The organism is Rhodococcus sp. Q1 (genome assembly GCF_004153645.1).
Lineage (GTDB): Bacteria > Actinomycetota > Actinomycetes > Mycobacteriales > Mycobacteriaceae > Rhodococcus > Rhodococcus gordoniae.
In genome coordinates this window covers 268,081-293,559 of sequence record NZ_SDMJ01000002.1, presented here as the reverse complement: position 1 = coordinate 293,559, position 25,479 = coordinate 268,081, and the positions used below count along the sequence as shown (strand labels likewise).

At 68.7% G+C, this 25,479-nt stretch carries 22 protein-coding genes and 1 other RNA gene; 11 read left to right on the top strand and 12 right to left on the bottom strand.

All coding sequences use genetic code 11. From position 1 onward, the window contains the following. Window positions 1-68: 68 nt before the first annotated feature. The 3 genes from EQ874_RS06155 to EQ874_RS06145 all read left to right on the top strand — a co-directional run bounded on the left by EQ874_RS06155 (window position 69) and on the right by EQ874_RS06145 (window position 3,177). Window positions 69-1,211 (top strand): Nif3-like dinuclear metal center hexameric protein, encoded by a 1,143-nt coding sequence (locus EQ874_RS06155; protein ID WP_207213502.1) that lies wholly within the window; start codon window positions 69-71, stop codon window positions 1,209-1,211. 74 nt (window positions 1,212-1,285) lie between these two features. Further along, a complete protein-coding gene (locus EQ874_RS06150) occupies window positions 1,286-2,023 on the top strand; it encodes a C4-type zinc ribbon domain-containing protein (protein WP_016933317.1) in 738 nt (245 codons plus the stop codon). Beyond that, the gene (locus tag EQ874_RS06145; RefSeq protein ID WP_129976257.1) at window positions 2,020-3,177 is read left to right on the top strand and encodes a bifunctional RNase H/acid phosphatase; all 1,158 of its coding nucleotides are present in this window, start codon (window positions 2,020-2,022) and stop codon (window positions 3,175-3,177) included. Before EQ874_RS06150 ends, EQ874_RS06145 begins: the two co-directional genes overlap by 4 nt. Before the next feature lie 187 nt (window positions 3,178-3,364). Here EQ874_RS06145 and EQ874_RS06140 read toward each other — a convergent pair whose 3' ends face one another. Further along, window positions 3,365-3,886, bottom strand: a complete 522-nt coding sequence (locus EQ874_RS06140) for a DUF1697 domain-containing protein (protein ID WP_129976255.1) — start codon at window positions 3,884-3,886, stop codon at window positions 3,365-3,367. Window positions 3,887-3,941: 55 nt separating this feature from the next. On the opposite strand from EQ874_RS06140, the gene rnpB reads away from it, so the two are divergent. From rnpB to EQ874_RS06120, 4 genes are all read left to right on the top strand, one after another. Continuing rightward, an RNA gene (rnpB, locus tag EQ874_RS06135) (RNase P RNA component class A) lies at window positions 3,942-4,349 on the top strand. 268 nt (window positions 4,350-4,617) lie between these two features. After that, window positions 4,618-4,800: a hypothetical protein gene (locus tag EQ874_RS06130; protein ID WP_006554424.1), complete on the top strand. Its 183-nt coding sequence runs from the start codon at window positions 4,618-4,620 to the stop codon at window positions 4,798-4,800. A 43-nt stretch (window positions 4,801-4,843) separates the two neighbouring features. Then, window positions 4,844-6,253, top strand: coding sequence for an RNB domain-containing ribonuclease (locus EQ874_RS06125; protein WP_129976253.1), 1,410 nt, complete (start codon window positions 4,844-4,846; stop codon window positions 6,251-6,253). Further along, entirely contained in the window at window positions 6,243-6,845 is a 603-nt protein-coding gene (locus EQ874_RS06120) for a CHAP domain-containing protein (RefSeq protein ID WP_016932683.1), read from the top strand. The genes EQ874_RS06125 and EQ874_RS06120 overlap by 11 nt, the downstream gene beginning before the upstream one ends. Window positions 6,846-6,852: 7 nt before the next feature. Here EQ874_RS06120 and pip read toward each other — a convergent pair whose 3' ends face one another. The 3 genes from pip to panB all read right to left on the bottom strand — a co-directional run bounded on the left by pip (window position 6,853) and on the right by panB (window position 9,254). Then, window positions 6,853-7,812 (bottom strand): prolyl aminopeptidase, encoded by a 960-nt coding sequence (gene pip / locus EQ874_RS06115; RefSeq protein WP_129976251.1) that lies wholly within the window; start codon window positions 7,810-7,812, stop codon window positions 6,853-6,855. A gap of 3 nt (window positions 7,813-7,815) precedes the next feature. Further along, window positions 7,816-8,274 carry a hypothetical protein gene (locus EQ874_RS06110; protein ID WP_037222351.1) on the bottom strand — a complete coding sequence of 153 codons (459 nt, stop codon included), beginning with the start codon at window positions 8,272-8,274 and terminating at the stop codon, window positions 7,816-7,818. Between the two features lie 119 nt (window positions 8,275-8,393). Beyond that, complete coding sequence (panB, locus tag EQ874_RS06105) at window positions 8,394-9,254, bottom strand: 3-methyl-2-oxobutanoate hydroxymethyltransferase (protein ID WP_064064135.1); 861 nt, start codon at window positions 9,252-9,254, stop codon at window positions 8,394-8,396. A 188-nt stretch (window positions 9,255-9,442) separates the two neighbouring features. Here panB and EQ874_RS06100 point away from each other — a divergent pair, with 188 nt between their 5' ends. From EQ874_RS06100 to EQ874_RS06090, 3 genes are all read left to right on the top strand, one after another. Then, a complete protein-coding gene (locus EQ874_RS06100) occupies window positions 9,443-10,993 on the top strand; it encodes an alpha/beta hydrolase (RefSeq protein WP_207213501.1) in 1,551 nt (516 codons plus the stop codon). Window positions 10,994-11,078: 85 nt separating this feature from the next. Continuing rightward, complete coding sequence (glnA, locus tag EQ874_RS06095) at window positions 11,079-12,416, top strand: type I glutamate--ammonia ligase (RefSeq protein WP_006554416.1); 1,338 nt, start codon at window positions 11,079-11,081, stop codon at window positions 12,414-12,416. Between the two features lie 14 nt (window positions 12,417-12,430). Further along, window positions 12,431-15,442, top strand: a complete 3,012-nt coding sequence (locus EQ874_RS06090) for a bifunctional [glutamine synthetase] adenylyltransferase/[glutamine synthetase]-adenylyl-L-tyrosine phosphorylase (RefSeq protein WP_129976247.1) — start codon at window positions 12,431-12,433, stop codon at window positions 15,440-15,442. 7 nt (window positions 15,443-15,449) lie between these two features. Here the strand turns inward: EQ874_RS06090 and EQ874_RS06085 are convergent, their stop codons facing one another. The 4 genes from EQ874_RS06085 to glnA (EQ874_RS06070) all read right to left on the bottom strand — a co-directional run bounded on the left by EQ874_RS06085 (window position 15,450) and on the right by glnA (EQ874_RS06070) (window position 20,337). Then, window positions 15,450-15,785, bottom strand: a complete 336-nt coding sequence (locus EQ874_RS06085; RefSeq protein WP_064064138.1) for a hypothetical protein — start codon at window positions 15,783-15,785, stop codon at window positions 15,450-15,452. 239 nt (window positions 15,786-16,024) lie between these two features. Beyond that, window positions 16,025-18,208, bottom strand: coding sequence for a catalase/peroxidase HPI (gene katG, locus EQ874_RS06080; RefSeq protein WP_129976245.1), 2,184 nt, complete (start codon window positions 18,206-18,208; stop codon window positions 16,025-16,027). 17 nt (window positions 18,209-18,225) lie between these two features. Continuing rightward, on the bottom strand, window positions 18,226-18,684 hold the full coding sequence (locus tag EQ874_RS06075; RefSeq protein ID WP_172506052.1) for a Fur family transcriptional regulator: 459 nt from the start codon (window positions 18,682-18,684) through the stop codon (window positions 18,226-18,228). A gap of 216 nt (window positions 18,685-18,900) precedes the next feature. Beyond that, on the bottom strand, window positions 18,901-20,337 hold the full coding sequence (gene glnA / locus EQ874_RS06070) for a type I glutamate--ammonia ligase (RefSeq protein WP_064064139.1): 1,437 nt from the start codon (window positions 20,335-20,337) through the stop codon (window positions 18,901-18,903). Window positions 20,338-20,547: 210 nt separating this feature from the next. Here glnA (EQ874_RS06070) and EQ874_RS06065 point away from each other — a divergent pair, with 210 nt between their 5' ends. Beyond that, window positions 20,548-21,024, top strand: a complete 477-nt coding sequence (locus EQ874_RS06065; RefSeq protein ID WP_064064140.1) for an RDD family protein — start codon at window positions 20,548-20,550, stop codon at window positions 21,022-21,024. A gap of 104 nt (window positions 21,025-21,128) precedes the next feature. Here EQ874_RS06065 and EQ874_RS06060 read toward each other — a convergent pair whose 3' ends face one another. The 4 genes from EQ874_RS06060 to sucB all read right to left on the bottom strand — a co-directional run. Next, complete coding sequence (locus tag EQ874_RS06060; RefSeq protein WP_064064141.1) at window positions 21,129-21,869, bottom strand: DUF4191 domain-containing protein; 741 nt, start codon at window positions 21,867-21,869, stop codon at window positions 21,129-21,131. Between the two features lie 69 nt (window positions 21,870-21,938). After that, window positions 21,939-22,949 (bottom strand): lipoyl synthase, encoded by a 1,011-nt coding sequence (gene lipA, locus EQ874_RS06055; protein WP_026003343.1) that lies wholly within the window; start codon window positions 22,947-22,949, stop codon window positions 21,939-21,941. 53 nt (window positions 22,950-23,002) lie between these two features. Beyond that, window positions 23,003-23,782 carry a lipoyl(octanoyl) transferase LipB gene (gene lipB, locus EQ874_RS06050; protein ID WP_064064142.1) on the bottom strand — a complete coding sequence of 260 codons (780 nt, stop codon included), beginning with the start codon at window positions 23,780-23,782 and terminating at the stop codon, window positions 23,003-23,005. A gap of 123 nt (window positions 23,783-23,905) precedes the next feature. Next, window positions 23,906-25,479: 2-oxoglutarate dehydrogenase, E2 component, dihydrolipoamide succinyltransferase (gene sucB, locus EQ874_RS06045; RefSeq protein ID WP_129976243.1), on the bottom strand; the 1,574-nt coding region annotated here is incomplete at its 5' end.

The window sequence follows — 25,479 nt, the reverse complement described above, 5'->3', positions numbered from 1 at the left end:
CCGTTCGTCCGGTGTCCTGCCGCGTAGGGTCGTGCGCGTAGGAGAGAGCGGATCAGCTGGAGGTGGACGTGACGGCGGCGACGCTGCGTGAGGTGATCGACGTTCTGGAGACGGCCTACCCGCCGTCCCTGGCGGAGAGCTGGGACTCGGTGGGACTGGTCGCCGGCGACCCCGACGAGCCGGTGCGCAAGGTGCTGCTGGCGGTGGATGCCACCGGGGCCGTCGTCGACGAGGCACTCGAATGGGGTGCGCAGCTGCTGCTCGTACATCATCCGTTGCTGCTGCGGGGGGTGGACACCGTGGGTGCACATACCCCCAAGGGAGCGTTGATCCACCGTCTCATCCGCGGTGGTTGTGCTCTGTTCACCGCGCACACCAACGCCGACCGGGCGAATCCCGGTGTCTCGGACGCGCTGGCCGCGGCACTGGGCCTGACCGGGCTGCGACCGCTCGAGGCCAAGCCCGAACCCGCAACCGACAAGTGGGTCGTCATGGTGCCGGCCGACGCCGCCGACACCGTGCGCGCGGGTCTGTTCGCGGCGGGTGCGGGCGCCCTGGGCAACTACCGCGAATGCTGCTGGACCACCTCGGGCACCGGTCAGTTCCGTCCGGTCGACGGCGCCGACCCGGCCATCGGTTCGGTCGGCGACCTCGAACGCGTCCCCGAGGACCGGATCGAGGTGATCGCACCGCGCCGGTCGCGGGCGGCGGTACTCGCGGCTCTGCGCGAGGCGCACCCCTACGAGGAACCGGCCTTCGACATCCTCGAACTCGCCGACCTGCCGAGCGATCGTGGCCTGGGGCGGGTGGGAGAGCTGCCGCAGACACGCACGCTGCGCGAGTTCACCGAGGATGTCGCCGCCGCGCTGCCGGCCACCGAGTGGGGTGTCCGCGGCGCGGGCGATCCCGACCGGCCCGTGCGGAGCGTGGCGGTGTGCGGCGGCTCCGGTGATTCCTTCCTCGGTCTCGCCACTGCGCGCGATGTCGACGTCTACGTCACCGCCGACCTGCGGCATCATCCCGCCGACGAGCACCTGCGTGCGGGAGGTCCCGCGCTGGTGGACGTCGCTCACTGGGCGAGCGAGTACCCGTGGTGCGCGCAGGCCCGCGACGTCCTGGACGAGGCGTTCGCCGGCCGGGACGGCTGGCAGGCGCGGGTCAGCGAGTTGCGCACCGATCCCTGGACGACCGCGGCGGGCGCGGTACGGTAATCAGCTACGACACGTCCCGCGTGGCAGCCGACTCCCGGCCCGCCGACACACCACCGAAAGCAGGAACCACCCGAGTGAACGTCGAACCCACCGTGCAGGCCAAGCTGCTGTCCCTCGCCGCCGTGGACGCAGAACTGAACCGCCTCGCGCATCGCCGTCGGACATTGCCCGAACAGCAGGAGGTGGATCGCCTGCAGACCGAGCGCAACGCGCGCAAGGATGCCGCGGTGGCCGTCGAGATCATCCTCGACGACCTCGACCGGGACATCCGGAAGCTCGAGGGTGAGATCGAGGCCGTACGTCTGCGTGCCGACCGCGACCGGTCGCTGCTCGAGGGCGGATCGGTGGGATCGAAGCAGCTCACCGAACTGCAGCACGAACTCACCAGCCTCGAACGTCGCCAGGCGGCACTCGAGGACGACCTGCTCGACGTGATGGAGCGGCGGGAGGCGTCGAAGGCCGACCACGACCATGCCGGTGCGCAGGTGTCGCAGGTCGACGACCGGCTCGGCGACGCCGTCCGGGCCCGCGACGAGGCCATCGCCGACATCGAGGTGGCCGAGCAGCGGTGCCGCAGTGATCGTGAGGCGCTGCTCGCGGTGTTCCCGGCGGAATTGGTGACGGTCTACGAGAAGCAGCGTGAGAAGTCCGGTATCGGCGCCGCGCTGTTGCAGGGCCGCCGTTGCGGCGCGTGCCGCCTCGAGATCGACCGCGGTGAGATCGCCCGGATCGCGGCCGCACCCGCGGATCTGCTGGTCCGGTGCCCGGAGTGCGACGCGATCATGGTCCGCACCAAGGAATCCGGCCTGTGACGACGGTCGTCGTCGAAGCGGACGGTGGTTCGCGCGGGAATCCCGGACCGGCCGGCTACGGTGCCGTCGTCTTCGATGCCGACCATCGGACAGTCCTCGCCGAACGGCAGGCGAGCATCGGGCGCGCGACCAACAACGTCGCCGAGTACAAGGGTCTGATCGCCGGTCTCACCGCCGCCGCCGAACTCGGCGCCGACGAGGTGCAGGTCCGCATGGATTCGAAGCTCGTCGTCGAGCAGATGAGCGGGCGGTGGCAGGTCAAGCATCCCGACATGATCCCGTTGGCCGCGCAGGCGCGCGAGCTGGCAGGTCGGTTCCGCAGCGTCGACTTCACGTGGATCCCGCGCGCGGAGAACGCGTACGCCGACCGGTTGGCCAATGCCGCGATGGACGTGGCCGCGGAAGCACTGATGGATGTCGCATCCGACACCGTGGCGCGGCCGCTGCCGCCGTCGGCGACGACCGAGAACGTCACGACCCCGCCGGTCGTGCCCGTGCCCGATCCGGCTGTTCCGGCCTCACCCGGCTGGACCGGTGCGATCGGCTCGCCGACCCGGCTGTTGTTGCTGCGCCACGGGCAGACCACGCTGTCGGTCGAGCGGCGCTATTCGGGACGCGGCAACCCTGCGCTGACCGAACTCGGTCGCGACCAGGCGGTCGCCGCGGCCCGGCGCCTCGGTGCCCGTGGGGGCATCACCGCCGTCCTGTCGTCGCCGCTGGGGCGGGCGCGGGAGACGGCCGCCGCGGCCGCCGACGCTCTCGACCTGCCGGTGACGGTGCACGACGGGCTCATCGAGACGGATTTCGGCGACTGGGAAGGTCTCACCTTCGGCGAGGCCGCGCGTCGCGATCCCGAACTGCATCGGCGGTGGCTCGGCGACACCTCCGTGCGGCCCCCGAACGGCGAGAGTTTCGACGAGGTGGCCGAGCGGATCGCCTCCGTGCGCGACGACCTGCTCACCGACTACGCCGGCTCGACCGTGCTGGTCGTCTCCCATGTCACGCCCATCAAGACGGTCCTGCAGATGGCGCTCGACTCGGGCCCGTCGCTGCTGTACCGCCTGCATCTGGATCTCGCATCGCTCAGCATCGCCGAGTTCTATCCGGACGGCGGTTCGTCGGTGCGGCTCGTGAACGACACCTCGCACCTCTGAACCGGGAGCGGTCGCGAAACCGAAAGTGGCCGCGCAGACATGTCGGGGGGTTGTCTGCGCGGCCACTCGTTCGGTTTATCTGTCGGCCGACAGCATGCGTTACACGGTCGCCGGGAAATTCTCTCCGGTGGGATGTCAGGGCGTGTGCGCATCCGGGGGTCGTCCGGTGGGCCGGCGACCTGCCCCGTCAGATCAGCCGCCGCAGCGTGTTGAGGTTCCGGACGGTCGTCGTCGCCTTGTACCGCGCCGCACCCGACTGCTTCCCCACGGCACTGTCGAGCGTCGAACCCTTCTCCACCTGCCAGTAGAGGACGGCCTCGCCCTGCTCGATGCACTCCACCTTCGGATCGAGATCGCCCGACCGGGCGGCGAACTCTTCGAGCACTGCGGGATCGGACACGAACACCACGTACGAATGCCGGTCCGTACGGGTGGCGTCGAAAGGATAGGCCTCGACGACCCGCGTGAGAAACGACTGCTCGAGGACGAACGTGTAGGCCTCGTAACCGAACCGCGCGGTCAGCGCGGCCTCGATCCCGGCCTTCGCGGTGGCAGGGTCGTCGTCGGCGTCGAAGAGCACGTTGCCGGAGGCGAGCACGGTGCGGACGTTCTCGAAGCCGAGAGCGTCGAAGACCTCCTTCAGATCGGCCATCCGGATCCGGATGCCGCCGACGTTGATTCCGCGCAGCAGAGCCACGAGTCGCGTCATACGGGCACCGTAGTTGGCGGCGCCGACACACTGCGGGATAGTCTGTTCGAGCGAACGAGTCGGCCGGGCGGCCGCGGCGCGGGGAACCGGCACCGGACGGTGCCAGGCCCCGAATCGAGGAAAGTCCGGACTCCACAGAGCAGGGCGGTTGCTAACGGCAACCCGAGGTGACTCGCGGGACAGTGCCACAGAAAGCAAACCGCCTGCCGTACGGCAGGTAAGGGTGAAAGGGTGCGGTAAGAGCGCACCAGCGCCCCGGGTGACCGGGGCGGCTAGGTAAACCCCGCCCGGAGCAAGGTTGAAGGTCGCATCGCGTGCGGTGCGACTGCGCAGGTGTTCGAGGGCTGCTCGCCCGAGCCTGCGGGTGAACCGCTCGAGGTACCCGGCGACGGTGTGCCCAGATGGATGGTCGCCACCCCGTTTCGGCGGGGGACAGGATCCGGCTTACAGGCCGGCTCGTTCGCCCGGCGTCTCCCGATCCCCCCGCGTAGCCACCGGTCGGATCAGATCGGATCGATGACCAGCAGGTGCGCCCAGTACGAGGCCGCATCCGGACCCAGCCAGGGCAGCAACGCGTCGTAGAGGATGTAGGACATGGCGTGCTCCTTCGTTCGGACATCGAGCACATGCGCGTTCGGACATCGAGCACATGTGTGCGGCCCGACAGTACCGCGCCACGCCCGCCGACGGGTTGCCCGTACACGAGGACGTCGTTCGGGCACACTGAGACCATGAGCGACGACGGCTGGTACTACGACGTGCGTACGGGGAAGGTCTCCCAGGGCAAGGATCCGCACGCCCTCAACCGCATGGGGCCCTACCCGGATCGGGAGACCGCTCAGCGGGCGCTGGAGATCGCGGCAGAGCGGAACAAGGCGGCCGACGCCGCCGACGACGACTGGAAGAACGGTTGAGTTCGACGACGAGCACCCGGAACCGCAGGAGTTCCCGAGCATCGTGGTGACCACTCCCATCGTCGTCGCGCCGGCGATCGACTTCGCCGACGTGCGCGCCGAATTCGACCTCGTCGACGGCTTCCCGTCGGATGCCCTCGACGAGGCACGGCAGGCGGCCGACCGCTACGCGGACGTCCGCGAGGACCGCACCGACCTGCCGCTCGTGACCGTCGACCCACCCGGATCGATGGATCTCGATCAGGCGCTGCACCTCGAACGCACCGACGACGGTTTCGTGCTGCACTACGCGATCGCCGACGTGTACGCACTCGTCGAACCGGGCGGCGCTCTCGACGCCGAGACACATCGTCGCGGGCAGACCTTCTACCTGCCCGACGGCTCGGTTCCGCTGCATCCACGCGAAGTGTCCGAGGGCACGGCGAGCCTGCTGCCGGACGTCGTCCGCCCCGCGGCGCTGTGGCGGATCGAGACCGACCACGGCGGGGAGCCCGTCGCGGTGAGCGTGCGGCGCGCGCTCGTCCGGTCGGTCGCGCGCATGGACTACGCCGGAGTACAGCGCGACGCCGACGCGGACAGGTTGCATCCGTCCGTCGAGGCGTTGCCCGACTTCGGCCGGTTGCGCGCGGCCGCGGCGCTCGCGCGCGGAGCGATCGAACTGCGCCTGCCCACGCAGGACGTCGTGCCGCACGGCGACGGCTGGAGGCTGCAGATCGAACCGCGGACCGAGGCCGACGAGTGGAACTCCGAGATCTCGCTGCTCACCGGAATGTGCGCCGCGCAGATGATGATCGACGCCGGGGTCGGTCTGCTGCGCACCCTTCCCGCCGCCGATCCCGCGGCGGTCGACGGGCTGCGTCGCACCGCTCGGTCGTTGGACGTGCCGTGGCCGCCGGAGATGGGAGTCGGGTCCTTCCTCGCCGGACTCGACACCCAAGATCCGCGCACGCTCGTGTTGATGAGCGAAGCGCCGACGCTACTGCGCGGGGCGTCCTACGCCGCCTTCGACGGTGAACTGCCCGAGACGATCCTGCACGGAGCGATCGGCGCGCCCTACGCGCATGTCACCGCGCCGTTGCGCCGGTTGTCCGACCGATACGCCACCGAGGTGTGCCTCGCGGTGTCGTCGGGCCTGCCCGTCCCGGAGGCGGTGCGCGCCGAACTGTCCGCGATGCCGAAGATCATGTCGTCGACCGATTCGCTCGCCGGCAAGGTGAACCGGGCGTGTATCGACCTGGCCGAGACCGTCGTGCTCGCGCCGCGAGTGGGGGAGACCTTCGAGGCGACGGTGCTGAAGGAAGCCACCGACCGGCATGACGCCGAGGTGTTCGTCGCCTCCGAGACCGTCATCGGCCCGTGCGGCGGGGCACCCGAGGAGGGCAGCACCGTGCGGGTGCGGCTCACCCTCGCCGACCCGCAGGCCCGCAAGATCCGCTTCGACCATGACCGGTGAGACCACGCGGCGGCGACGTCCGGTCGCTGCCGTCCTCGCCGTCGCGGTCGCGTTGTGCGCGGCGCTCGCGGTGCTCGTGTGGTGGATCCTGCCGAACCGGCTGTTCCCCTGGGACAGTGCGTCGTTCCCCGAGATCGACACGTCGGCGTTGTCGCCGGCGCAGGTGCGGATCGTCGAACTGCTCGAGGAACAGCACGAGGCGCAACCGCCCGGCACGTTCTACTCGGAGGGCGTCCGCGAAGCGTGGTGCGCCGACTTCGTCAGCTGGATCATGCGGGAAGCCGGTGTGCCGCTGTCCAATCCGCACTCGGGTCATTGGCGGATCCCGGGCGTGTACACACTCCAGGAGTACTACGAGCAGACGGGCCGCTACGAACCGGCAGGAACGGGTTACCGGCCGGAGGTCGGCGACGTGGTGCTGTACCACAACAGGATCGGCGTCGGCCAGCGCGAGCACACGAACATCGTCGTCGCCGTCGACGGTGATTCGGCGATCACCGTCGGCGGCAACGAGATGGGCCGGATCCGCGTCCACGAACTCGACCCGGCCGGTGACGACGCCGTGATCGGCTTCGGGCGGTTGCCCGCCTGATCCGCTGTCAGCGGAAGGAGTCGGTGGCCTCGACGAGCCGGTGGACGATCCCCGGTTCGGTCGCCGCGTGTCCCGCATCGTCGACGAGGTGCAGCCGGGAGGACGGCCACGCCTCGTGCAGGTCGTGGGCACTGCGCGCCGGGCACACCACGTCGTAGCGGCCCTGCACGATCACACCCGGGATGTCGCGCAGCAGGTGCGCGTCGCGCAGGAGCGCCCCCTCGTCGAAGAAGCCGCGGTGGTGGAAGTAGTGGTTCTCGATGCGGGCGAAGGCCAACGCGAACCGGGGTTCGGCGGTTTCCGCGACCCGGTCCGGGTTCGGCAACAGCGAGCTCGTGGCGCCCTCCCAGGTGGACCACGCGATGGCCGCGTTCAGGGCGACGTCCGGATCGGTCGAGTGCAGCAGACGGTGGTAGACGTCCACGGGATGCTCGCCCGCCCCGGCCCCGGCGAGCGGGGCGCAGAAGCCCTCCCATGCCTCGGGGAACAACCGGCCGGCGCCGCCGTTGTAGTACCAGTCGATCTCGCTGCGGCGCAGCAGGAAGATCCCACGAAGGACGAGTTCGGTGACACGCTCGGGGTACCGCTGGGCGTACGCGAGGGCGAGAGTCGATCCCCACGACCCGCCGAACACCATCCACCTGTCCACCTCGAGGAAGGCACGCAGGCGTTCGATGTCGGCGGCGAGGTGGTCGGTGGTGTTGACCGACAGATCCGCACCATCGGCAACGTGGGGCCGCGACCGGCCGCAGCCGCGCTGGTCGAACAACACGATCCTGTAGGCGGCCGGGTCGAAGAAGCGGCGGTGCAGGGGTGCGGTGCCGCCACCGGGACCGCCGTGGAGGAAGACCACGGGCTTGCCCTGCGGGTTACCGCTGACCTCCCAATACAGCTGCTGGCCGTCGCCGGCGTCGAACATGCCCGTCGCGTGCGGCTCGATCGGCGGATACAGTTCGCGTCGCTCCACGGGTCAGAACCCGACGAGACCCGACGCGAGATCGGGAATGTCGAGGCCGCGCAGGGCCTCCTCGCGCACCTGCGGGCACTGCGCGGAGGTCGCCGCGTCGATGCGGCCCCGGTCGCCCGCGAGCACGACGAGATCGACACCGTTCGCCGCACCCCATTCACCGACGAGGATGTTGAGGCCGCCGCGACCCACCGACGGGGTGTAGGTGCGCCAGTTCGACAACTGGCCTTCGAGACGAGCACACAGGTCGGCGGTCTGCGCTTCGGTGAAGCCCCCGGCTCCGGCTTCCGAGGGTGAGCCTGCCGCGGACGGCGAACGCGTGGGCTCCGTCGACCGCGACGTCTCGACCGTGGCGTCGGTCGACGTTCCGCTGGGTGCCGGATCCTGAGCCGGTGCGCAGCCGACGAGAACACCGGCCAGTGCGGCGGTGACGGCGGGGACGAGACTGAAGCGGAGCTGCATGGACACCTCGTGGTTTCGTACGGTCGGGTCGTCGTCGAGTCTGCCACCGATCCGGAAGGTGCCCGAAAAATGCGACGGGCACCACCGAACTCGTCGATGGTGCCCGTCGTCGCAGATCCTCAGAACGAGTGCTCGGGCCCCGGGAAGGTGCCCTGCGCCACTTCTGCTGCGTACTGCGTTGCGGCGTGGCGCAGTTCGTCGCCCACCTGCCCGAACTTCTTGACGAACTTCGCGGTCTTCCCGCTCGTGTAGCCGGCCATGTCCTGCCAGACGAGGACCTGGGCGTCGCACTCGTTGCCGGCGCCGATGCCGACGGTCGGGATGCTCAGCTTGCGGGTGACCTGCCCGGCCAGATCGGCCGGCACCATCTCCATCACGACGGAGAAGGCGCCCGCCTCCTGGACGGCGATCGCATCGGCGACGAGCTGCTCGGCGCCGTCGCCGCGTCCCTGCACCCGGAACCCGCCGAGCGTGTTCACGGACTGCGGGGTGAAGCCGATATGTGCCTGCACGGGGATGCCGGCGGCGGTGATCGCGGCGATCTGCGGAGCCATCCGCTCGCCGCCCTCGAGCTTCACCGCGTGGGCGCCGCCCTCCTTCATGAACCGCACGGCCGTCGCAAGGGCCTGTTCGGGCGAGGACTCGTAGGAACCGAACGGCAGGTCGGCGACGACGAGCGCGTGCGGAGCACCGCGCACGACGCCGCGGACGAGAGGGAGGAGCTCGTCGACGGTCACGGGCACCGTGGTGTCGTAGCCGTACACGACGTTGGCTGCCGAATCGCCCACGAGCAGGACGGGGATGCCCGCCTCCTCGAAGATGCGGGCGGAGGAGTAGTCGTAGGCCGTCAACTCTGCCCAGCGGCGGCCTTCGGCCTTCATCGCCTGCAGGTGATGGACTCGTGTCTTGCGCTTGGGGGTGTCGGCAGAGGCTGCAGCGGAAGCCGCGCCACCGTATACGGACGTCACGTTGTCGGACATCACTGTCCCTTTCTTCCTCGAGGCCCTCGGGGTCCCCGGGTCGGGTGATGACCGTCTCAGTCTGCCACTCGGGCCGGAACCCGCGAAGATCCCGGGGCGGTGCGATTCGTCACACCACTGCGCCGCCGGTGGTGAACAGCGCCGGTGGCGAGGGCAGTGCGCAGCTCTGTCCGTGGCACGATCGGATCGTGCCCCACCCTGTTCGTGCGCGTATCCGTCGTCTGTCCGTCCTGGCGCTCGTGGCCGCTGCGGCGGCGACCGCGTGCGGTGACGCCGTCGAGGAGGCACGGCAGCCCTCGGCGGTCGGAGTGGTTCCCGGACTCGAACGGTTCTACCAACAGGACCCGGAGTGGGGGTCGTGCGGGCCGTACGGCGCCGAGGGGCCGATGCTGGAGCGGCAGGGCGTGGAATGCGCGCGGCTCGAGGTTCCGCTCGACTACGCGAATCCGAGCGGTGAGGTGATCACCCTCGCGGTGTCGCGCCTGGCCGCCACGGGCGACCGGATCGGTTCCCTGCTGGTCAATCCCGGCGGACCGGGCGCCTCGGGGCTGTCGACGGCGCTCGCCGCCGACAGCACCGTCCTTGCCGACCGTTTCGACGTGATCGGCTTCGACCCTCGCGGTGTCGGGTCGTCCGAACCGGCGGTCCGCTGCCTCACCGACGCCGAGTTCGACGCCGACCGCGCCCTCGACGACGGGGACACGAGCCCCGAGGGCATCGCCGAGGCGGAGAAGCGCAATCGCGAGTACGCGCAGTTGTGCGCCGAACGCAACGGTACGGACCTGCTCGCCCACGTCGGCACTCGTGAGGTCGTGCAGGACATGGACGTGCTTCGCGGCGTTCTGGGCGACGACGCGCTGACCTATCTCGGCTACTCGTACGGAACCCGGCTCGGCACCCTCTACGCCGAGGCCTTCCCCGGTCGGGTGCGGGCCATGGTGCTCGACGGTGCGATCGACCCCGAGCAGGACCCGGTCGAGGAGATCGTTCTGCAGGCCGACGGCTTCCGGAAAGCCTTCGACGAATTCGCGACGTACTGCGCGCAGTACGCCGGATGCCCCCTCGGGGCCGATCCCGGCCGGGCCGCCGAGCGGTTCCGGGCGCTCGTCGACCCGCTGCTCGACGCTCCCGCACCCACGACCGACCCGCGCGGACTGAGTCACCGCGACGCGATCACCGGCGTGCAGCAGGGGTTGTACTCGCCGACGCTGTGGGGGTCGTTGCGCGGCGGGCTGGAGTCGCTCGCGAGCACCGGCACCGGCGACACCCTGTTGCGGCTCGCCGATCTCTACGAAGGGCGCGGCGAGGACGGCACCTACAGCAACATCACCGACGCTTTCAACGCGATCCGGTGCGTGGACGACCCACCGGTGACCGACCGGGCGCTCGCGGGCGAACTCGACACGCGGTTCCGCGCGGCCGCACCCTTCCTCGACGACGGCCGCGGCACCGGATCGGCGGCCCTCGACGTCTGTGCCTTCTGGCCGGTGCCGGCCACCGGGGAACCGCACACTCCCGACGTTCGCGATCTGCCGCCCGTGCTCGTGGTCTCGACGACCGGGGATCCCGCGACCCCCTACGACGCGGGGGTCGAACTCGCCGCCCGGCTCGGTGGTGTCCTGGTGACCTTCGAGGGAACGCAGCACACCGTCGCCCTGGACGGCAACGAGTGCGTGGACACCGCTGTGACCAGCTATCTGGTGGATCTCGAGGTGCCCGCGCGGGATCCTCGCTGTTGACCGGAGGGGCGTGTGAGCGACACGCCATCCGGATGCGTCTGCCGATGTAACACGGAATTAACGGATTGTGCCTAGTCTCGCGGGTATGGATCGCCAGAAGGAGTTCGTGCTCCGCACCCTCGAAGAGCGCGACATTCGGTTCGTGCGTCTGTGGTTCACCGACGTCGTCGGCACTCTCAAGTCGGTGGCGATCGCGCCTGCCGAACTCGAAGGGGCCTTCGAGGAGGGCATCGGCTTCGACGGCTCGGCCGTCGAGGGCTTCTCCCGCATCTCCGAAGCCGACATGGTTGCGCGTCCCGACGCCACCACCTTCCAGGTGCTGCCCTGGAGCGACGACCGGGGACACCAGTACTCGGCCCGGATGTTCTGCGACATCACCATGCCCGGCGGCACCCCGAGCTGGGCCGATCCCCGCCACGTGCTGAGGCGTCAGCTCAACAAGGCTTCCGATCTCGGGTTCAGCTGCTACGTGCACCCCGAGATCGAGTTCTTCCTCGTCGAGGACGGCCCCGAGGGCAGTGCACCCGTGCCGGCCGACATCGGCGGCTACTTCGACCAGTCGGTGCACCGTTCCGCCCCGCACTTCCGGCGTCACGCCATCGACGCGCTCGAATCCATGGGTATCTCGGTGGAGTTCAGCCACCACGAAACCGCACCGGGCCAGCAGGAGATCGACCTGCGCTACGCCGATGCGCTGTCCATGGCCGACAACGTCATGACCTTCCGCTACGTGGTCAAGGAGATCGCGATGCAGGAGGGCGTGCGGGCCACCTTCATGCCCAAGCCCTTCCGCGACCACGCCGGTTCGGCGATGCACACCCACATGTCGCTGTTCGAAGGTGAGACCAACGCCTTCCACGACCCGGACGACCCGCTGCAGCTCTCGGCGACCGGCAAGGCGTTCATCGCCGGCATCCTCGAACACTCCAACGAGATCAGCGCCGTCACCAACCAGTGGGTCAACTCGTACAAGCGTCTCGTGCACGGGGGAGAGGCACCGACGGCCGCCTGCTGGGGTCCGTCCAACCGCTCCGCGCTCGTGCGTGTCCCGATGTACACCCCGAACAAGGCGTCGTCGCGGCGCGTCGAGATCCGCACCCCCGACTCGGCGTGCAATCCCTACCTCACCTTCGCGGTGTTGCTCGCGGCCGGTCTGCGCGGCATCGAGAAGGGTTACGAGCTCGCACCCGAGGCCGAGGACGACGTGTGGTCGCTGACCTCCGCCGAGCGTCGCGCCATGGGCTACCGCGAACTGCCCACCGATCTCGACATCGCGCTGCGCGAGATGGAGAAGTCCGAACTCGTCGCCGAGACCCTCGGTGAGCACGTCTTCGACTACTTCCTGCGCAACAAGTGGCGGGAGTGGGAGAACTACCGCAGCCAGGTCACCCCGTTCGAACTCGAGCAGTACCTGGGGTTGTAAGCGACGATGGAAAAGTGGTGAGACCGCCCAGCGCGCGTTCGGTAGTTCCCGGCCCCGGTCGGCTCGGCCTCGTCGAGCCGACCGCCCCTGCCGAACTCGCTCGACTCGGATGGAACGACGCCGACAGCGTCGAACTGCTGTGGTCGCTGTCCCGTGCCCCGAACGCGGATCTGGCGTTGCGCACTCTCGTGCGACTGGCCGACGCGCTCGGTGACGACTGGACGGACCTCGACTCGGCGCTCCGCTCGGACACAGGCCTGCGCGGCCGGCTGTTCGGGCTGTTCGGTGCGTCGTCGGCGCTCGGCGACCACGTCGTCGCCAATCCGGATCGCTGGACGATGCTCGCGGGCAGCGCGGCGCTGCCCGACAAGCACACCTTCACGGCGCGGATGCTCGACAGCGTCGACGCCGAGCCCGAGCCCGACGGGCGGCCCGGCCGGTTGATCCACCGGGCCGGACTCGTCGGCCCACACGCGGTCGCGGCGCTGCGGACCACCTACCGCGACCAGCTCATGCTGATCGCCGCCGCCGATCTCGCCGCGGTGGTCGAGAACGAACCGGTGGTGCCCTATCTCGAGGTCGGTGCGCTGCTCGCCGACCTCGCCGATGCGGCGCTGACCGCGGCGCTCGCGGTGGCCGTGTCCACGGTGATCCCGGACGGCCCGTGCCCGATCGACCTCGCCGTCATCGCGATGGGCAAGTGCGGTGCGCGCGAACTGAACTACGTCAGCGACGTCGACGTCGTGTTCGTCGCCGAACCCGCCGATGCCCGGGCGAGCCGGATCGCCGGCGAGATGATGCGCATCGGCACGTCGGCGTTCTTCGAGGTCGATGCCGCGCTGCGCCCGGAGGGCAAGCGCGGCGAACTCGTCCGCACTCTCGAATCCCATGTCGCGTACTACAACCGGTGGGCCAAGACCTGGGAGTTCCAGGCGCTGCTCAAGGCGCGACCGATGACCGGGGATCTCGACCTCGGCCGCCGGTACATCGACGCCATGAGCCCGATGGTGTGGACCGCCTCCGAACGCGAGGACTTCGTCCCCGATGTGCAGGCGATGCGGCGCCGGGTCGAGGAGATGGTCCCGCCCGAACTACGCGAGCGCGAACTCAAGCTCGGACGCGGCAGCCTCCGCGACGTCGAATTCGCCGTGCAGTTGCTGCAACTCGTGCACGGCCGCGTCGACGAGTCGCTCCGCGTCCCCAACACCGTCGAAGCGCTGTGCGCGCTCGCCGACGGCGGCTATGTGGGCCGCGACGATGCGGCGAACATGCGGGCGTCCTACGAATTCCTCCGCCTGCTCGAACACCGGTTGCAGTTGCAGAGGCTCAAGCGGACCCATACCCTGCCTCCCCCGGAGGACCGCGAGGCGCTGCGCTGGCTCGCCCGTGCCGCCCACATGCGACCGGACGGACGCAAGGACGCGCTCGGCGTTCTCGAATCGGAGATCAAGCGCAACTCGTCGCGGATCCGCAAACTGCACGCGCGCCTGTTCTACCGGCCGCTGCTCGACTCGGTGAGCAAGCTCGACAAGGAAGCCCTGCGCCTGTCGCCCGACGCGGCGGTCCGTCAGCTCGCGGCGCTCGGCTACAACGCCCCGCAGCACGCGATGGAACACCTGGCTGCGCTGTCCGGCGGGGCCTCACGCAAGGCGCGAATCCAGGCGCTGCTGCTCCCGCAACTACTCGAATATCTCGGGGAGACAACCGATCCCGATGCCGGCCTGCTCGCCTATCGACGGCTGTCCGATGCGCTCTACGACACCGTCTGGTTCCTGCGGGTGCTGCGCGACGAACCGGCGGTGGCCGAACGCCTCATGACGGTTCTCGGCTCGTCGGCCTATGTCGCCGACCTGCTGGTGAAATCTCCCGACGTCATCCGCCTGTACGCCGACGCCTCGACCGGGCCGCGGCTGCTCGAGGCGAACCCGCCCGAGGTGGCGCGCGCCCTCGTCGCCTCGTCGTCGCGCTACTCCGATCCCGCACGCGCGATCGCCGCCGCGCGCTCACTCCGCCGTGCCGAACTCGCGCGGGTCGCGAGCGCCGACATCCTCGGGATGCTCGACGTGCCGCAGGTGTGCAAGGCGTTGTCCGCGGTATGGGCGGGCGTGCTCGAAGCCGCGCTCGATGCGGTGATCCGTGCCTCGGAACAGTCTCGCGGACCGGCCCTGGCCCGCATCGCCGTGATCGGGATGGGACGGCTCGGTGGCGGCGAACTCGGCTACGGATCCGATGCGGACGTGTTGTTCGTGTGTGATCCGCTGCCGGACGCCGACGAGACCGATGCGGTCAAGTGGGCCACGAGCATCGCCGAGCAGGTGCGGCGACTGCTGGGTGCGCCGAGCACCGATCCGCCTCTCGAGGTGGATCTGGATCTGCGTCCGGAAGGTCGCAGTGGTCCGATCGTGAGGACGTTCGCGTCCTACCGCGCGTACTACACGCAGTGGGCCGAGGTGTGGGAGGTCCAGGCTCTGCTGCGCGCGCATGCCGTCGCAGGGGATCGCGAACTCGGCACACGCTTCCTGCACATGATCGACGACGTGCGGTATCCCGAGGGCGGGGTCTCCCACGAGGCCGTCCGCGAGATCCGGCGGATCAAGGCCCGCGTCGACTCCGAGCGGCTGCCGCGCGGCGCCGATCCGGCGACCCACACCAAACTCGGCAGGGGTGGGCTCGCCGACATCGAGTGGACCGTGCAGTTGCTGCAGCTCCAGCACGCATACGGCATCCCGGCATTGCACACGACCTCGACGCTCGACGCGCTCGACGCCATCGGAGCCGCCGAACTGCTCAGCGCCACCGACGTCGAACTTCTCCGGACGGCGTGGATCACCGCGACGGATGCGCGCAACTGCCTCGTGCTCGTGCGCGGTAAACCGACCGACCAACTCCCCGGTCCCGGACGGTTGCTGGAAGCGGTTGCCCGCGTGACGGGTTGGCGTGGCGAGGACGCGTCGGAGTTCCTCGACTACTACCTGCGCGTGACGCGGCGTGCGCGGGCGGTCGTCGAGCGGGTCTTCTGGGATTAGTCGGCCGTCAATCGCAGACGATGACGAGTGCGAGTCCTCGCCAGACCTCGACCTCGGTCTTGTCCCATGTCCCGTCTTCGTGATTCCAGTCGTATTCGACCTCGACGTCGTAGCCGCGGTCGCGTTGCTCGGTCACCCGGCAGTTCTGCATGGTGCTGCCGGAACGGTTGAGGATGATGTAGGGGACTCCGGCGTCGGAGAGCACTGTCCGGGCCTGTTCCTGTGACATCCCGACGACGGAGACGTCGGTCTGTGCCGCTGCGGTGCCGGCGAGTGCGACGGACAGGGGGACAGGGGACAGGAGTGCGGCGGCACAGGCCGCCGAGATGAGAGATCTACGCATGGTGGGGCCTCCCGGGGAGACGAGTCGTTCGAGTACGGACCTCGTCGCATCTGCTCCCCCCGAGAGCGGAATGTGACACATATCACCAAAATCGCACTCCTACGGTACACCTGTGTGTAGTAAGTCTGTCCAGTCCGTTTTCTCGGTACCCATTCGCCGCACGCGGCGGAGCCACCCGCCGAGGACGGCGGGTGGCTCCGGAGTGGTGCATCAGGCGCGGTCGTGGACCGCCGAGGCCCTCACTTCTTCAGGTCGAAGCGATCCAGGTCCATCACCTTCGTCCAGGCCGCGACGAAGTCACGCGCGAACTTCGGGCCTGCATCGTCGGCTGCGTAGACCTCGGCCAGCGCCCGCAACTGCGAGTTGGCCCCGAAGACGAGGTCGACGGCGGTCGCGGTGTACTCGACCTCGTCCGATCCCCGAGCGCGACCTTCGTAGACGCCCTCACTGTTCTGGGAGACCTTCCACTCGGTTCCCATGTCGAGCAGATTGACGAAGAAATCGTTCGTCAGGGTCTGCGGACGGTCGGTGAAGACCCCGTGCGTGCTGCCCCCGTGGTTCGCGCCGAGAACACGCATACCGCCGACGAGCACCGTCATCTCGGGAGCCGTCAACGTCAGCAGGTTCGCCCGTTCGAGGAACAGTTTCTCGGGTGGGAGCTTCTCGCCGCCGCGCAGGTAGTTGCGGAAGCCGTCGTGCTTCGGTTCGAGCACCGCGAACGATTCGACGTCCGTCCACTCCTGCGTGGCATCCGTGCGGCCGGGTGTGAACGGCACCGTGATCTCGTGCCCGGCATCCTTGGCGGCCTTCTCCACCGCGGCGCTCCCGGCGAGGACGATCAGGTCCGCCAGCGAGATCTTCTTGTTCCCGCCCGAGCTGTTGAACTGCTCCTGGATGCCTTCGAGGATCTGCAGAACCTGTGCGAGTTGCTCGGGTTCGTTGGCCTCCCAGTTCTTCTGCGGCTCGAGCCGCACCCGCGCGCCGTTCGCCCCACCGCGCTTGTCGGTTCCGCGGAAGCTCGCAGCCGACGCCCACGCGGCCGCGACGAGCTGCGGGACGGTTGCTCCCGACTCGAGGACCGTGCTCTTGAGCGACGCGATGTCGCTCTCGTCGATCAGCTCGTGGTCGACCTCCGGTACCGGGTCCTGCCAGATCTGGGGTTCCGGGATCCACGGGCCGCGGTACCGCGAGATCGGACCCATGTCGCGGTGCAGGAGCTTGAACCACGCCTTGGCGAATTCGCGCTCGAGTTCCTCGGGGTGATCGAGCCAGCGGCGGGTGATCTCGCCGTAGATCGGGTCGTAACGAAGAGCGAGGTCGCTCGTGAGCATCGCGGGTGCGTGCTTCTTCGACGGGTCGTGCGCGTCGGGCACCGTACCGGCGCCGCCGCCGTCCTTCGGCGTCCACTGCCACGCCCCGGCGGGGCTCTTGGTCTTCTCCCACTCGAAGGCGTAGAGGGTCTCGAGGAAGGTGTTGTCCCACTTCGTCGGAGTCGGCGTCCACGTGACCTCGAGGCCACTGGTGATCGTGTCGCCGCCTACGCCGGTGCCGAACGAGTTCTTCCAGCCGAGTCCCTGCTGTTCGAGCGGCGCGGCTTCGGGTTCGGGACCGAGATTGTCGGCCGGTGCCGCACCGTGGGTCTTACCGACGGTGTGGCCGCCGACGATCAGCGCCGCCGTCTCGACGTCGTTCATCGCCATCCGGGCGAACGTCTCGCGGATGTCGCGTCCGGATGCGAGGATCTCCGGATTACCGTTGGGTCCTTCGGGGTTGACGTAGATCAGACCCATCTGCACCGCGCCGAGCGGACCCTGGAGCTCGCGCTCGCCCGCATATCGCTCGTCGCCGAGCCAGGTGTCCTCTGGGCCCCAGAAGACCTCGTCGGGCTCCCAGATGTCCTCGCGGCCGAACGCGAAGCCCATGGTCGTGAAACCCATCGACTCGTAGGCACAGTTGCCGGCGAAGATGATGAGGTCGGCCCACGAGAGTTTGCGGCCGTACTTCTGCTTGATCGGCCACAGCAGACGACGCGCCTTGTCGGTGCTGACGTTGTCGGGCCAGCTGTTGAGTGGGGCGAACCGCTGCGCACCCTTGCCGCCGCCGCCCCGGCCGTCGGCGATGCGGTAGGTGCCGGCCGAATGCCAGCCCGTCCGGATGAGCAGACCGCCGTAGTGACCGAAGTCGGCCGGCCACCAGTCCTGCGAGTTCGTCATGAGGTCGAAGAGATCCTGACGGAGCGCTTCGACGTCGAGTGTCTCGACCTCCTTCGAATAGTCGAAGTCGGGTTCCATCGGATTGGACAACGGTGAATGCTGGTGCAGCACCGTCAGATCCAGTTGTTCCGGCCACCAGTCCTGGTTGGTCCTCGGCCGGTGCGGTGACGGCTCGGGGGCGGGGACTGCCGGGTTTTCGCTTTCGGACACTGCGGTTTCCTTCCGGATCAGTGGATCGGACCGATTTCGGGCTGTGGTCGTAGGTCGTCTGTCGAACAGTCGCGGCACAGGCCCCAGAAGACGACGTCCGCCTCGTCGACGTCGAAACCTGCGTCGTCCACCGGCGTCAGGCAACGCGAGTCGCCGAGGGTGTGGCCGACATCCGAGATCGCGGCGCAGGACCGGCAGACGAGGTGGTGATGGCGGTCGCCGACACGCACTTCGTACCGCGCGTGAAAGCCTGCGGGCCGGATTCGCCGGAGCAGTCCACGTGCCGAGAGCGCGTGGAGGATGTCGTACACGGTGTGCCGGCCGATGCCGGGAACGACGGCGCCGACCGCATCGAAGATGCGATCGGCATCGGCGTGCGGGTGCTCGTGCGCCGCATCGAGCACCGCCAGACGCTGCCGGGTCACGCGAAGACCCGCTGCACGTAACCGCTCGGAGAAATCCTGCGTCGAGGGCACGTGCCCACTATGGACCACTTTTCTGGAATCGGTCGCGATTCGGTCGGATCCGATGACGAACGAACGCATCTCGCGCGCCGAACCGGGGTTCGCTACCGCTGAAGCCGGGGCGAGCCCCGGTTCGGCGCGCGAGGATGCCGGTGCGGAAAAGACGAGAGGCCGCCCGTCCCGAACAGGGGACGAGCGGCCTCTCGAAGAGTGCCTACCGGATTCGACTCAGCAGTCGAAGTACAGCTGGAACTCGTAGGGGTGCGGACGCAGGTTGACCGGAGCGATCTCCTGCTCGCGCTTGAGCGAGATCCAGGTCTCGATGAGGTCGGTGGTGAAGACGCCGCCCTCGGTGAGGTACTCGTGGTCGCGCTCGAGGTTGTCGATGACGGCCGACAGGCTGGTGGGAGCCTGCGGGATGTTCTTGGCCTCCTCCGGCGGGAGCTCGTAGAGGTCCTTGTCGACCGGGGCGAGCGGCTCGATCTTGTTCTTGATGCCGTCGAGACCGGCCATCATCTGCGCCGCGAAGTTCAGGTAGGGGTTACCCGAGGAGTCGGGAGCGCGGAACTCGAGGCGCTTGGCCTTCGGGTTGTTGCCCGTGATCGGGATACGCACGGCAGCCGAACGGTTGCGCTGGCTGTACACGAGGTTGATCGGAGCCTCGTAGCCCGGCACCAGACGGTGGTACGAGTTGATCGTCGGGTTCGTGAAGGCGAGCAGCGACGGCGCGTGGTGCAGGATGCCACCGATGTACCAGCGGGCCACATCGGACAGGCCTGCGTAGCCGGCTTCGTCGTGGAACAGCGGCTTGCCGTCCTTCCACAGCGACTGGTGCACGTGCATGCCCGAACCGTTGTCGCCGAACAGCGGCTTCGGCATGAAGGTGACGGTCTTGCCGGCCTGCCACGCGGTGTTCTTGACGATGTACTTGAACAGCTGCAGGTCGTCGGCCGCGGCGAGCAGGGTGTTGAACTTGTAGTTGATCTCGGCCTGGCCGCCGGTGCCCACCTCGTGATGGCCGCGCTCGAGTTCGAAGCCGGCATCGGCGAGGTTGGTGGCGATCTGATCACGCAGGTCGACGTAGTGGTCGTACGGGGCGACGGGGAAGTAGCCGCCCTTCGCCCGAACCTTGTAGCCGCGGTTGGGGGTGCCGTCGGCGTTGTACTCGACGCCGGTGTTCCAGGAACCGGAGACCGCGTCGATCTCGTAGAAGGCGCCGTTGATCTTCGAGTCGTAGGCGATCGAGTCGAAGATGTAGAACTCGGCCTCGGCGCCGAAGAAAGCAGTATCGGCGATGCCGGTGCTGATCAGGTATTCCTCGGCCTTGCGCGCGACGTTGCGGGGGTCGCGGCTGTAGGACTCGCGGGTGAAGGGGTCGTGGACGAAGAAGCTGATGTTGAGCGTCTTGGCTGCGCGGAAGGGATCCAGACGCGCGGTCGTCACATCGGGGAGCAGCAGCATGTCGGACTCATGGATCGACTGGAACCCACGGACCGAGGAACCGTCGAATGCCAGACCGTCCTCGAGCACGTCCTCGTTGAAGGCCTTGGCCGGGATGGAGAAGTGCTGCTCGATGCCGGGCAGGTCGGTGAAGCGGACGTCGACGTATTCGACGTTCTCTTCCGCGATGAACTTGAATACCTCTTCGGCCGTGGTGAACGCCACGCTTGTGCTCCTTCAGTCGGTGCGCGCCATGGGTGCTGGGCGCCTGCGTCGGATCAGACGTTATGGATCTGGTGTTGCCCGTCCATCAAGCCTATGTTTCGTGGGTGTTACACATGTCTTCGTCCTGCAGTGAGGTCGAAAAGGTGGTATAAGTCACCACTGCCAACACGGGTCGACGCTGGTCCGCCCAGGAGAGCTTATCCTGGTGTCATGGCACGCATGACGGGCAGTTGGCTTTCCGGGCCTGCTGCGGCGCTTCCCCAAGGTCTCCGGCAGGAGCAGGACTATCCCGGGCAGCTGCTCGGCCTCCCCGAGCACGGCCCCGGTTCCATGGTGCCCACGAGCCGCAGGGTGCTTGCCCTCGTGATCGACTGGTTCATGGCCATGGCGATCGCCGCCGGTCTGGTCGGGGGCAACCCCCTCGAGAGTCCGCTGCTGTCGTCGTACACCCTGATCATCTGGTTCGTGGTGGGCGTGGGGTGCGTGAGCCTGTTCTCGTTCACGCCGGGGCAGTTCGTCGCCGGCCTCCAGGTGGCGCGGGTGGACGCTCCCGTGCGAGTGGGCATCGTGCGAGCGCTCGCACGCCAGGTCCTGCTGGTGTTCATCGCTCCGGCGCTCGTCACGGACGTCGACGGTCGCGGCCTCCAGGACCGCGCCACCGGCACCGCGGTCGTTCGTTCGCGCTGACCGCGCGGTCGTTCGTTCGCGCTGGCCCGCCGCCCCTTCTCCGTATACACCGAAGGCCGCCTTTCGTCCCGGGACGAGAGGCGGCCTTCGGTGTATACGGAAGGTCAGCGGCGACGCATGGTGCGCTGCACGCTGCGCATCTTCGCGCCGGCGGGAAGCGGGCCCTTGGGCATGGCCGGACCGGACTTCTTCGAGCTCAGCGCCGACAGGCGACCTTCGATGGTGTCCATCCGCTTGGTGTCGATGTTGCGGGGCAGCTTGTTCAGACGCTTCTGCAACTGGGAGAGCGGGACCTGGCCCTCGTCGTTGCCGACGACGAACTCGTAGATCGGGGTGTCGCCCACCAGTCGGGCGACCCGCTTCTTCTCCTGGGCCAGCAGACCCTTCACGCGACCGGGGTTGCCCTCACCGACGAGGATCACTCCCGGGCGTCCGATCACGCGGTGCACGGCGTCGAGCTGGGTGGTGCCCGCGACCGCCTGGGTCACGCGCCACGCGCCCTGCAGGTTGTCGAGCGCCCACGCGGCCGCACCGGCCTGACCGTCGGCTTTCGAGTACACGCTCTTCTGCACGCGGCGCCCGAAGATGATGAAGGCCGACAGGACGCCGACGAGGATGCCGACCGGCAGCAGGAACCACTGGATGCCGAAGAGCAGACCGACGACGAAGAACACCACGATCGAACCGACGAGGGCACCGATCATCCACGGCAGGAGTGCCTTGTCCTCCTTGCGCTGGATCTGGAACGCCTGCCACAGCTGGGTTCGACGCTCCTTCGACGCCTGCTTGCGTGCGGCCTTCGCCGCGGCCTTCGCTTCCTTGTCGGTCTTGCTGCCCTTCGCCATGTATTCAAGGATACGGCCCCGGTGGTGGCACCTTTACCACCACCGGGGCCGTTACGAACCTGCGCGACGTCAGTTGCCGAAGCGCGCGAGAACCGCGCCGGCTTCCTGGGACGCTGTGCCCTCTTCGGCGAGATGCGCCTGGTCGGCGGGGAGTTCGCGTCCGTGATGGGCCATCGCCTGCGCGTACAGGCGACCTGCGCGGTACGACGAACGCACCAGCGGTCCGGCCATCACACCGGCGAACCCGATCTCGCGGGCGGTCTCGGAGTGGTCGACGAACTCCTGCGGCTTGACCCAGCGCTCGACCGGATGGTGCAGCGGGGAGGGCCGCAGGTACTGGGTGATCGTGATGATGTCGCAGCCGGCGTCGTGCAGGTCGTGCAGCGCTTCGGTGACCTCCTCGGGGGTCTCGCCCATGCCGAGGATGAGGTTGGACTTGGTGACCAGACCGAAGTCGCGGGCCTGCCGGATCACGTCGAGCGACCGCTCGTAGCGGAAGGCCGGACGGATGCGCTTGAAAATCCGCGGCACGGTCTCGACGTTGTGCGCGAGCACCTCGGGACGCGACTCGAAGACCTCTCGCAGCAGGTCGGGCTTGCCGTTGAAGTCGGGGATCAGGTTCTCGACGCCGGTGCCCGGATTGAGCGCGTGGATCTGCTTCACCGTCTCGGCGTAGAGCCACGCACCGCCGTCGGGCAGATCGTCGCGGGCGACGCCGGTGATCGTGGAGTAACGCAGACCCATGGACCGGACCGACTCGGCGACACGGCGCGGCTCGTCGCGGTCGAGCGCGGCCGGCTTGCCGGTGTCGATCTGGCAGAAGTCGCAGCGCCGGGTGCACTGCTCGCCACCGATGAGGAAGGTCGCCTCGCGGTCTTCCCAGCACTCGTAGATGTTGGGGCAACCGGCTTCCTCGCACACGGTGTGCAGACCTTCGCGGCGCACCAGGCCTTTGAGGTCGGTGTACTCCGGGCCCATCTTCGCCCGGGTCTTGATCCAGTTGGGTTTGCGTTCGATCGGCGTCTGTGCGTTTCGGGTCTCGATCCGCAGCAGCTTGCGTCCTTCTGGGGCCACAGTCACGTCCTCGATCGTACGCCGCCGGTCCTGCCCGGATCCGGCGGGTGCGACCGCCCTCAGAACCGGCGCGTCGTGAATTCCGGGGTGGTGGTGGGAATTCCGGACGCACCGACGGCCTGCTCGAAGGTGACCCGGTCGATGTCGCAGTCGGTCACGGGGATTCGGCCGTCGAGCGCTGCGATGACGGCTTCGGTGACGGCGGGGATCACCTCGTCGACGGTGACCTCCCGGCCGAGTTCGCCGGTGAGCGACGCGACCCCGGCGTCGCGGATACCGCACGGGACGATCGAGTCGAACGCGTCGAGAGTCGAGTTGCAGTTGAGTGAGAACCCGTGCATCGCGACCCCGCGTTGCACCCGGATGCCGATCGCGGCGATCTTGCGTTCGGGGAGCCAGTGCCCGTCGCGCAGTTCGGCGGGAAGCCACACGCCGGACCGTCCGTCCACACGGCCGCACGTCAGGCCCATGTCGGTGCACACACGGATCAGGCCCTGCTCGATGCGGCGCACGTAACCGACCACGTCGACGGGTTCGGCGAGCTTGACGATGGGATAGCCGACGAGCTGGCCCGGACCGTGCCAGGTGATCTTGCCGCCGCGGTCGACGTCGATGACGGGGGTGCCGTCGGTGGGCCGGTCGCCGTCCTCGGTCCGGCGCCCGGCGGTGTAGACGGGTGGGTGTTCGAGCAGCAGCAGGGTGTCGGCGCCGATGCCGTCGGCGCGCTCGTTCGCGAGTTCGCGCTGCTTCTCCCAGGCCTCGAGATAGCCGATGGTTCCGAGCCGCGCGACAGCGACGGGAGCCGAGTCGGAGCGGGCGGAAGACGAGGGATCGCTCATGTTCCTGAACTCTACGCCGCGCGGTACGGCGTGAGCACCCGCGGTGCGGGGACGCCGCGGGGGCACCACCCGGTCGGTGATGCCCCCGCGGATGTCGTCCGGATCGTGGTCCGGATCCCGGACCTACAGTCCCAGTTCGGACTCGAAGGCGCCCTCCTCGAGACGATGCTTGATCGTCTTGAGGAAGCGACCTGCGTCGGCACCGTCGATCAGGCGGTGATCGTAGGTGAGCGGCAGGTAGCACATGGACCGCACACCGATCGACTCGTTGCCGGTCTCGTCGTTCACCACGACGGGACGCTTGACGATCGCGCCGGTACCGAGCATCGCGGCCTGCGGCGGCACGAGGATCGGGGTGTCGAACAACGCGCCCTGGCTACCGATGTTGGTGATGGTGAAGGTGCCACCGGCCAGCTCGTCGGGCTTGAGACCACCCTTGCGGGCACGCTCGGCGATGTCGGCGATCGCGCGGGCGAGCTCGGCCAGCGACAGGTCGCCGGCGTTGTGGATCACCGGGGAGAGCAGGCCCTGCTCGGTGTCCACGGCGATACCGAGGTGCTCGGCCGCGTGGTAGGTGATCTCCTTCTTGCTGTCGTCGAAGGAGGCGTTGATGTTCGGGTGCGCCCGCAGCGCCTCGACGACGGCCTTCGCGAAGAACGGCAGGAAGGTGAGGTTGACGCCCTCGCGCTCGGAGAACGTCTTCTTCGCCTGTGCGCGCAGCTGAGCGATCTTGGTGACGTCGACCTCGAAGGTCTGGGTGAGCTGCGCGGAGGTCTGCAGCGACTCGAGGGTCTTCTTCGCCGTGATCTGGCGGATGCGGTTGACCTTCTGGGTCGTGCCGCGCAGCTTGGCGAGCTCGGGACGGACACCCGGAGCCGGACCGGCGGGAGCAGCGGTCTTCTGCTCGGCGCCGGCGGCCGTGCCACCCTCGGCGGCGGCGAGGACGTCCTGCTTGCGGATGCGGCCGCCCACACCGGTGCCCTTCACCGCGGACAGGTCCACACCGTGCTGCGACGCGAGCTTGCGGACCAGCGGGGTGACGTACGGCGTCGCACCGCTCGGGGTGGACTCCTCCTGCGGCGCGGGTTTCGGAGTCGAAGCCGCGGTACCGACGGGCTTCGGCGCGGGTGCCGGGGTGGCCTGCTCGACCTTCGGCGCCTGCTGCTGGGCGGCGGGCTTCGGAGCTTCCTGCTTCGGGGCCTCCTGCTTCGGCGCAGGCTTCTCCTCGGCGGGAGCGGACTGCTGGGCCGGAGCGGACTGCTGAGCGGGAGCTTCGGAACCGATGACGGCGAGCTGTCCGCCGACCTCGACCGTGTCGTCCTCCTGCGCGGTGATCTCGGTGAGGATGCCGGCGACGGGAGAGGGGATCTCGGTGTCGACCTTGTCGGTGGAGACCTCGAGGAGCGGCTCGTCGACGGCGACCTCGTCGCCGACGGCCTTGAGCCAGCGGGTGACGGTGCCTTCGGTGACCGACTCGCCCAGTGCCGGCATGGTGACGGGGGTGCCGTCGCCGCTGCCACCCGAGGAAGCGGGCTGCGCAGGCTCGGACGGAGCCGGAGCGGCCTCCTCCGACGGCGCGGTGGTCGGCTCGACGGCCGGTGCCGGCTCGGCGGGAGCAGACTGCTGGGCCGGAGCGGACTGCTGAGCGGGAGCTTCGGAACCGATGACGGCGAGCTGTCCGCCGACCTCGACCGTGT

Coding starts and splice junctions, on each gene's coding strand:
- EQ874_RS06140 (WP_129976255.1), bottom strand. CDS start 3,886: ATGACGCGACTCGTGGCTCTGCTGCGCGGAATCAACGTCGGCGGCATC.
- EQ874_RS06130 (WP_006554424.1), top strand. CDS start 4,618: ATGAGCGACGACGGCTGGTACTACGACGTGCGTACGGGGAAGGTCTCC.
- EQ874_RS06120 (WP_016932683.1), top strand. CDS start 6,243: ATGACCGGTGAGACCACGCGGCGGCGACGTCCGGTCGCTGCCGTCCTC.
- EQ874_RS06110 (WP_037222351.1), bottom strand. CDS start 8,274: ATGCAGCTCCGCTTCAGTCTCGTCCCCGCCGTCACCGCCGCACTGGCC.
- panB (WP_064064135.1), bottom strand. CDS start 9,254: ATGTCCGACAACGTGACGTCCGTATACGGTGGCGCGGCTTCCGCTGCA.
- glnA (WP_006554416.1), top strand. CDS start 11,079: ATGGATCGCCAGAAGGAGTTCGTGCTCCGCACCCTCGAAGAGCGCGAC.
- EQ874_RS06085 (WP_064064138.1), bottom strand. CDS start 15,785: ATGCGTAGATCTCTCATCTCGGCGGCCTGTGCCGCCGCACTCCTGTCC.
- EQ874_RS06065 (WP_064064140.1), top strand. CDS start 20,548: ATGGCACGCATGACGGGCAGTTGGCTTTCCGGGCCTGCTGCGGCGCTT.
- EQ874_RS06060 (WP_064064141.1), bottom strand. CDS start 21,869: ATGGCGAAGGGCAGCAAGACCGACAAGGAAGCGAAGGCCGCGGCGAAG.
- lipB (WP_064064142.1), bottom strand. CDS start 23,782: ATGAGCGATCCCTCGTCTTCCGCCCGCTCCGACTCGGCTCCCGTCGCT.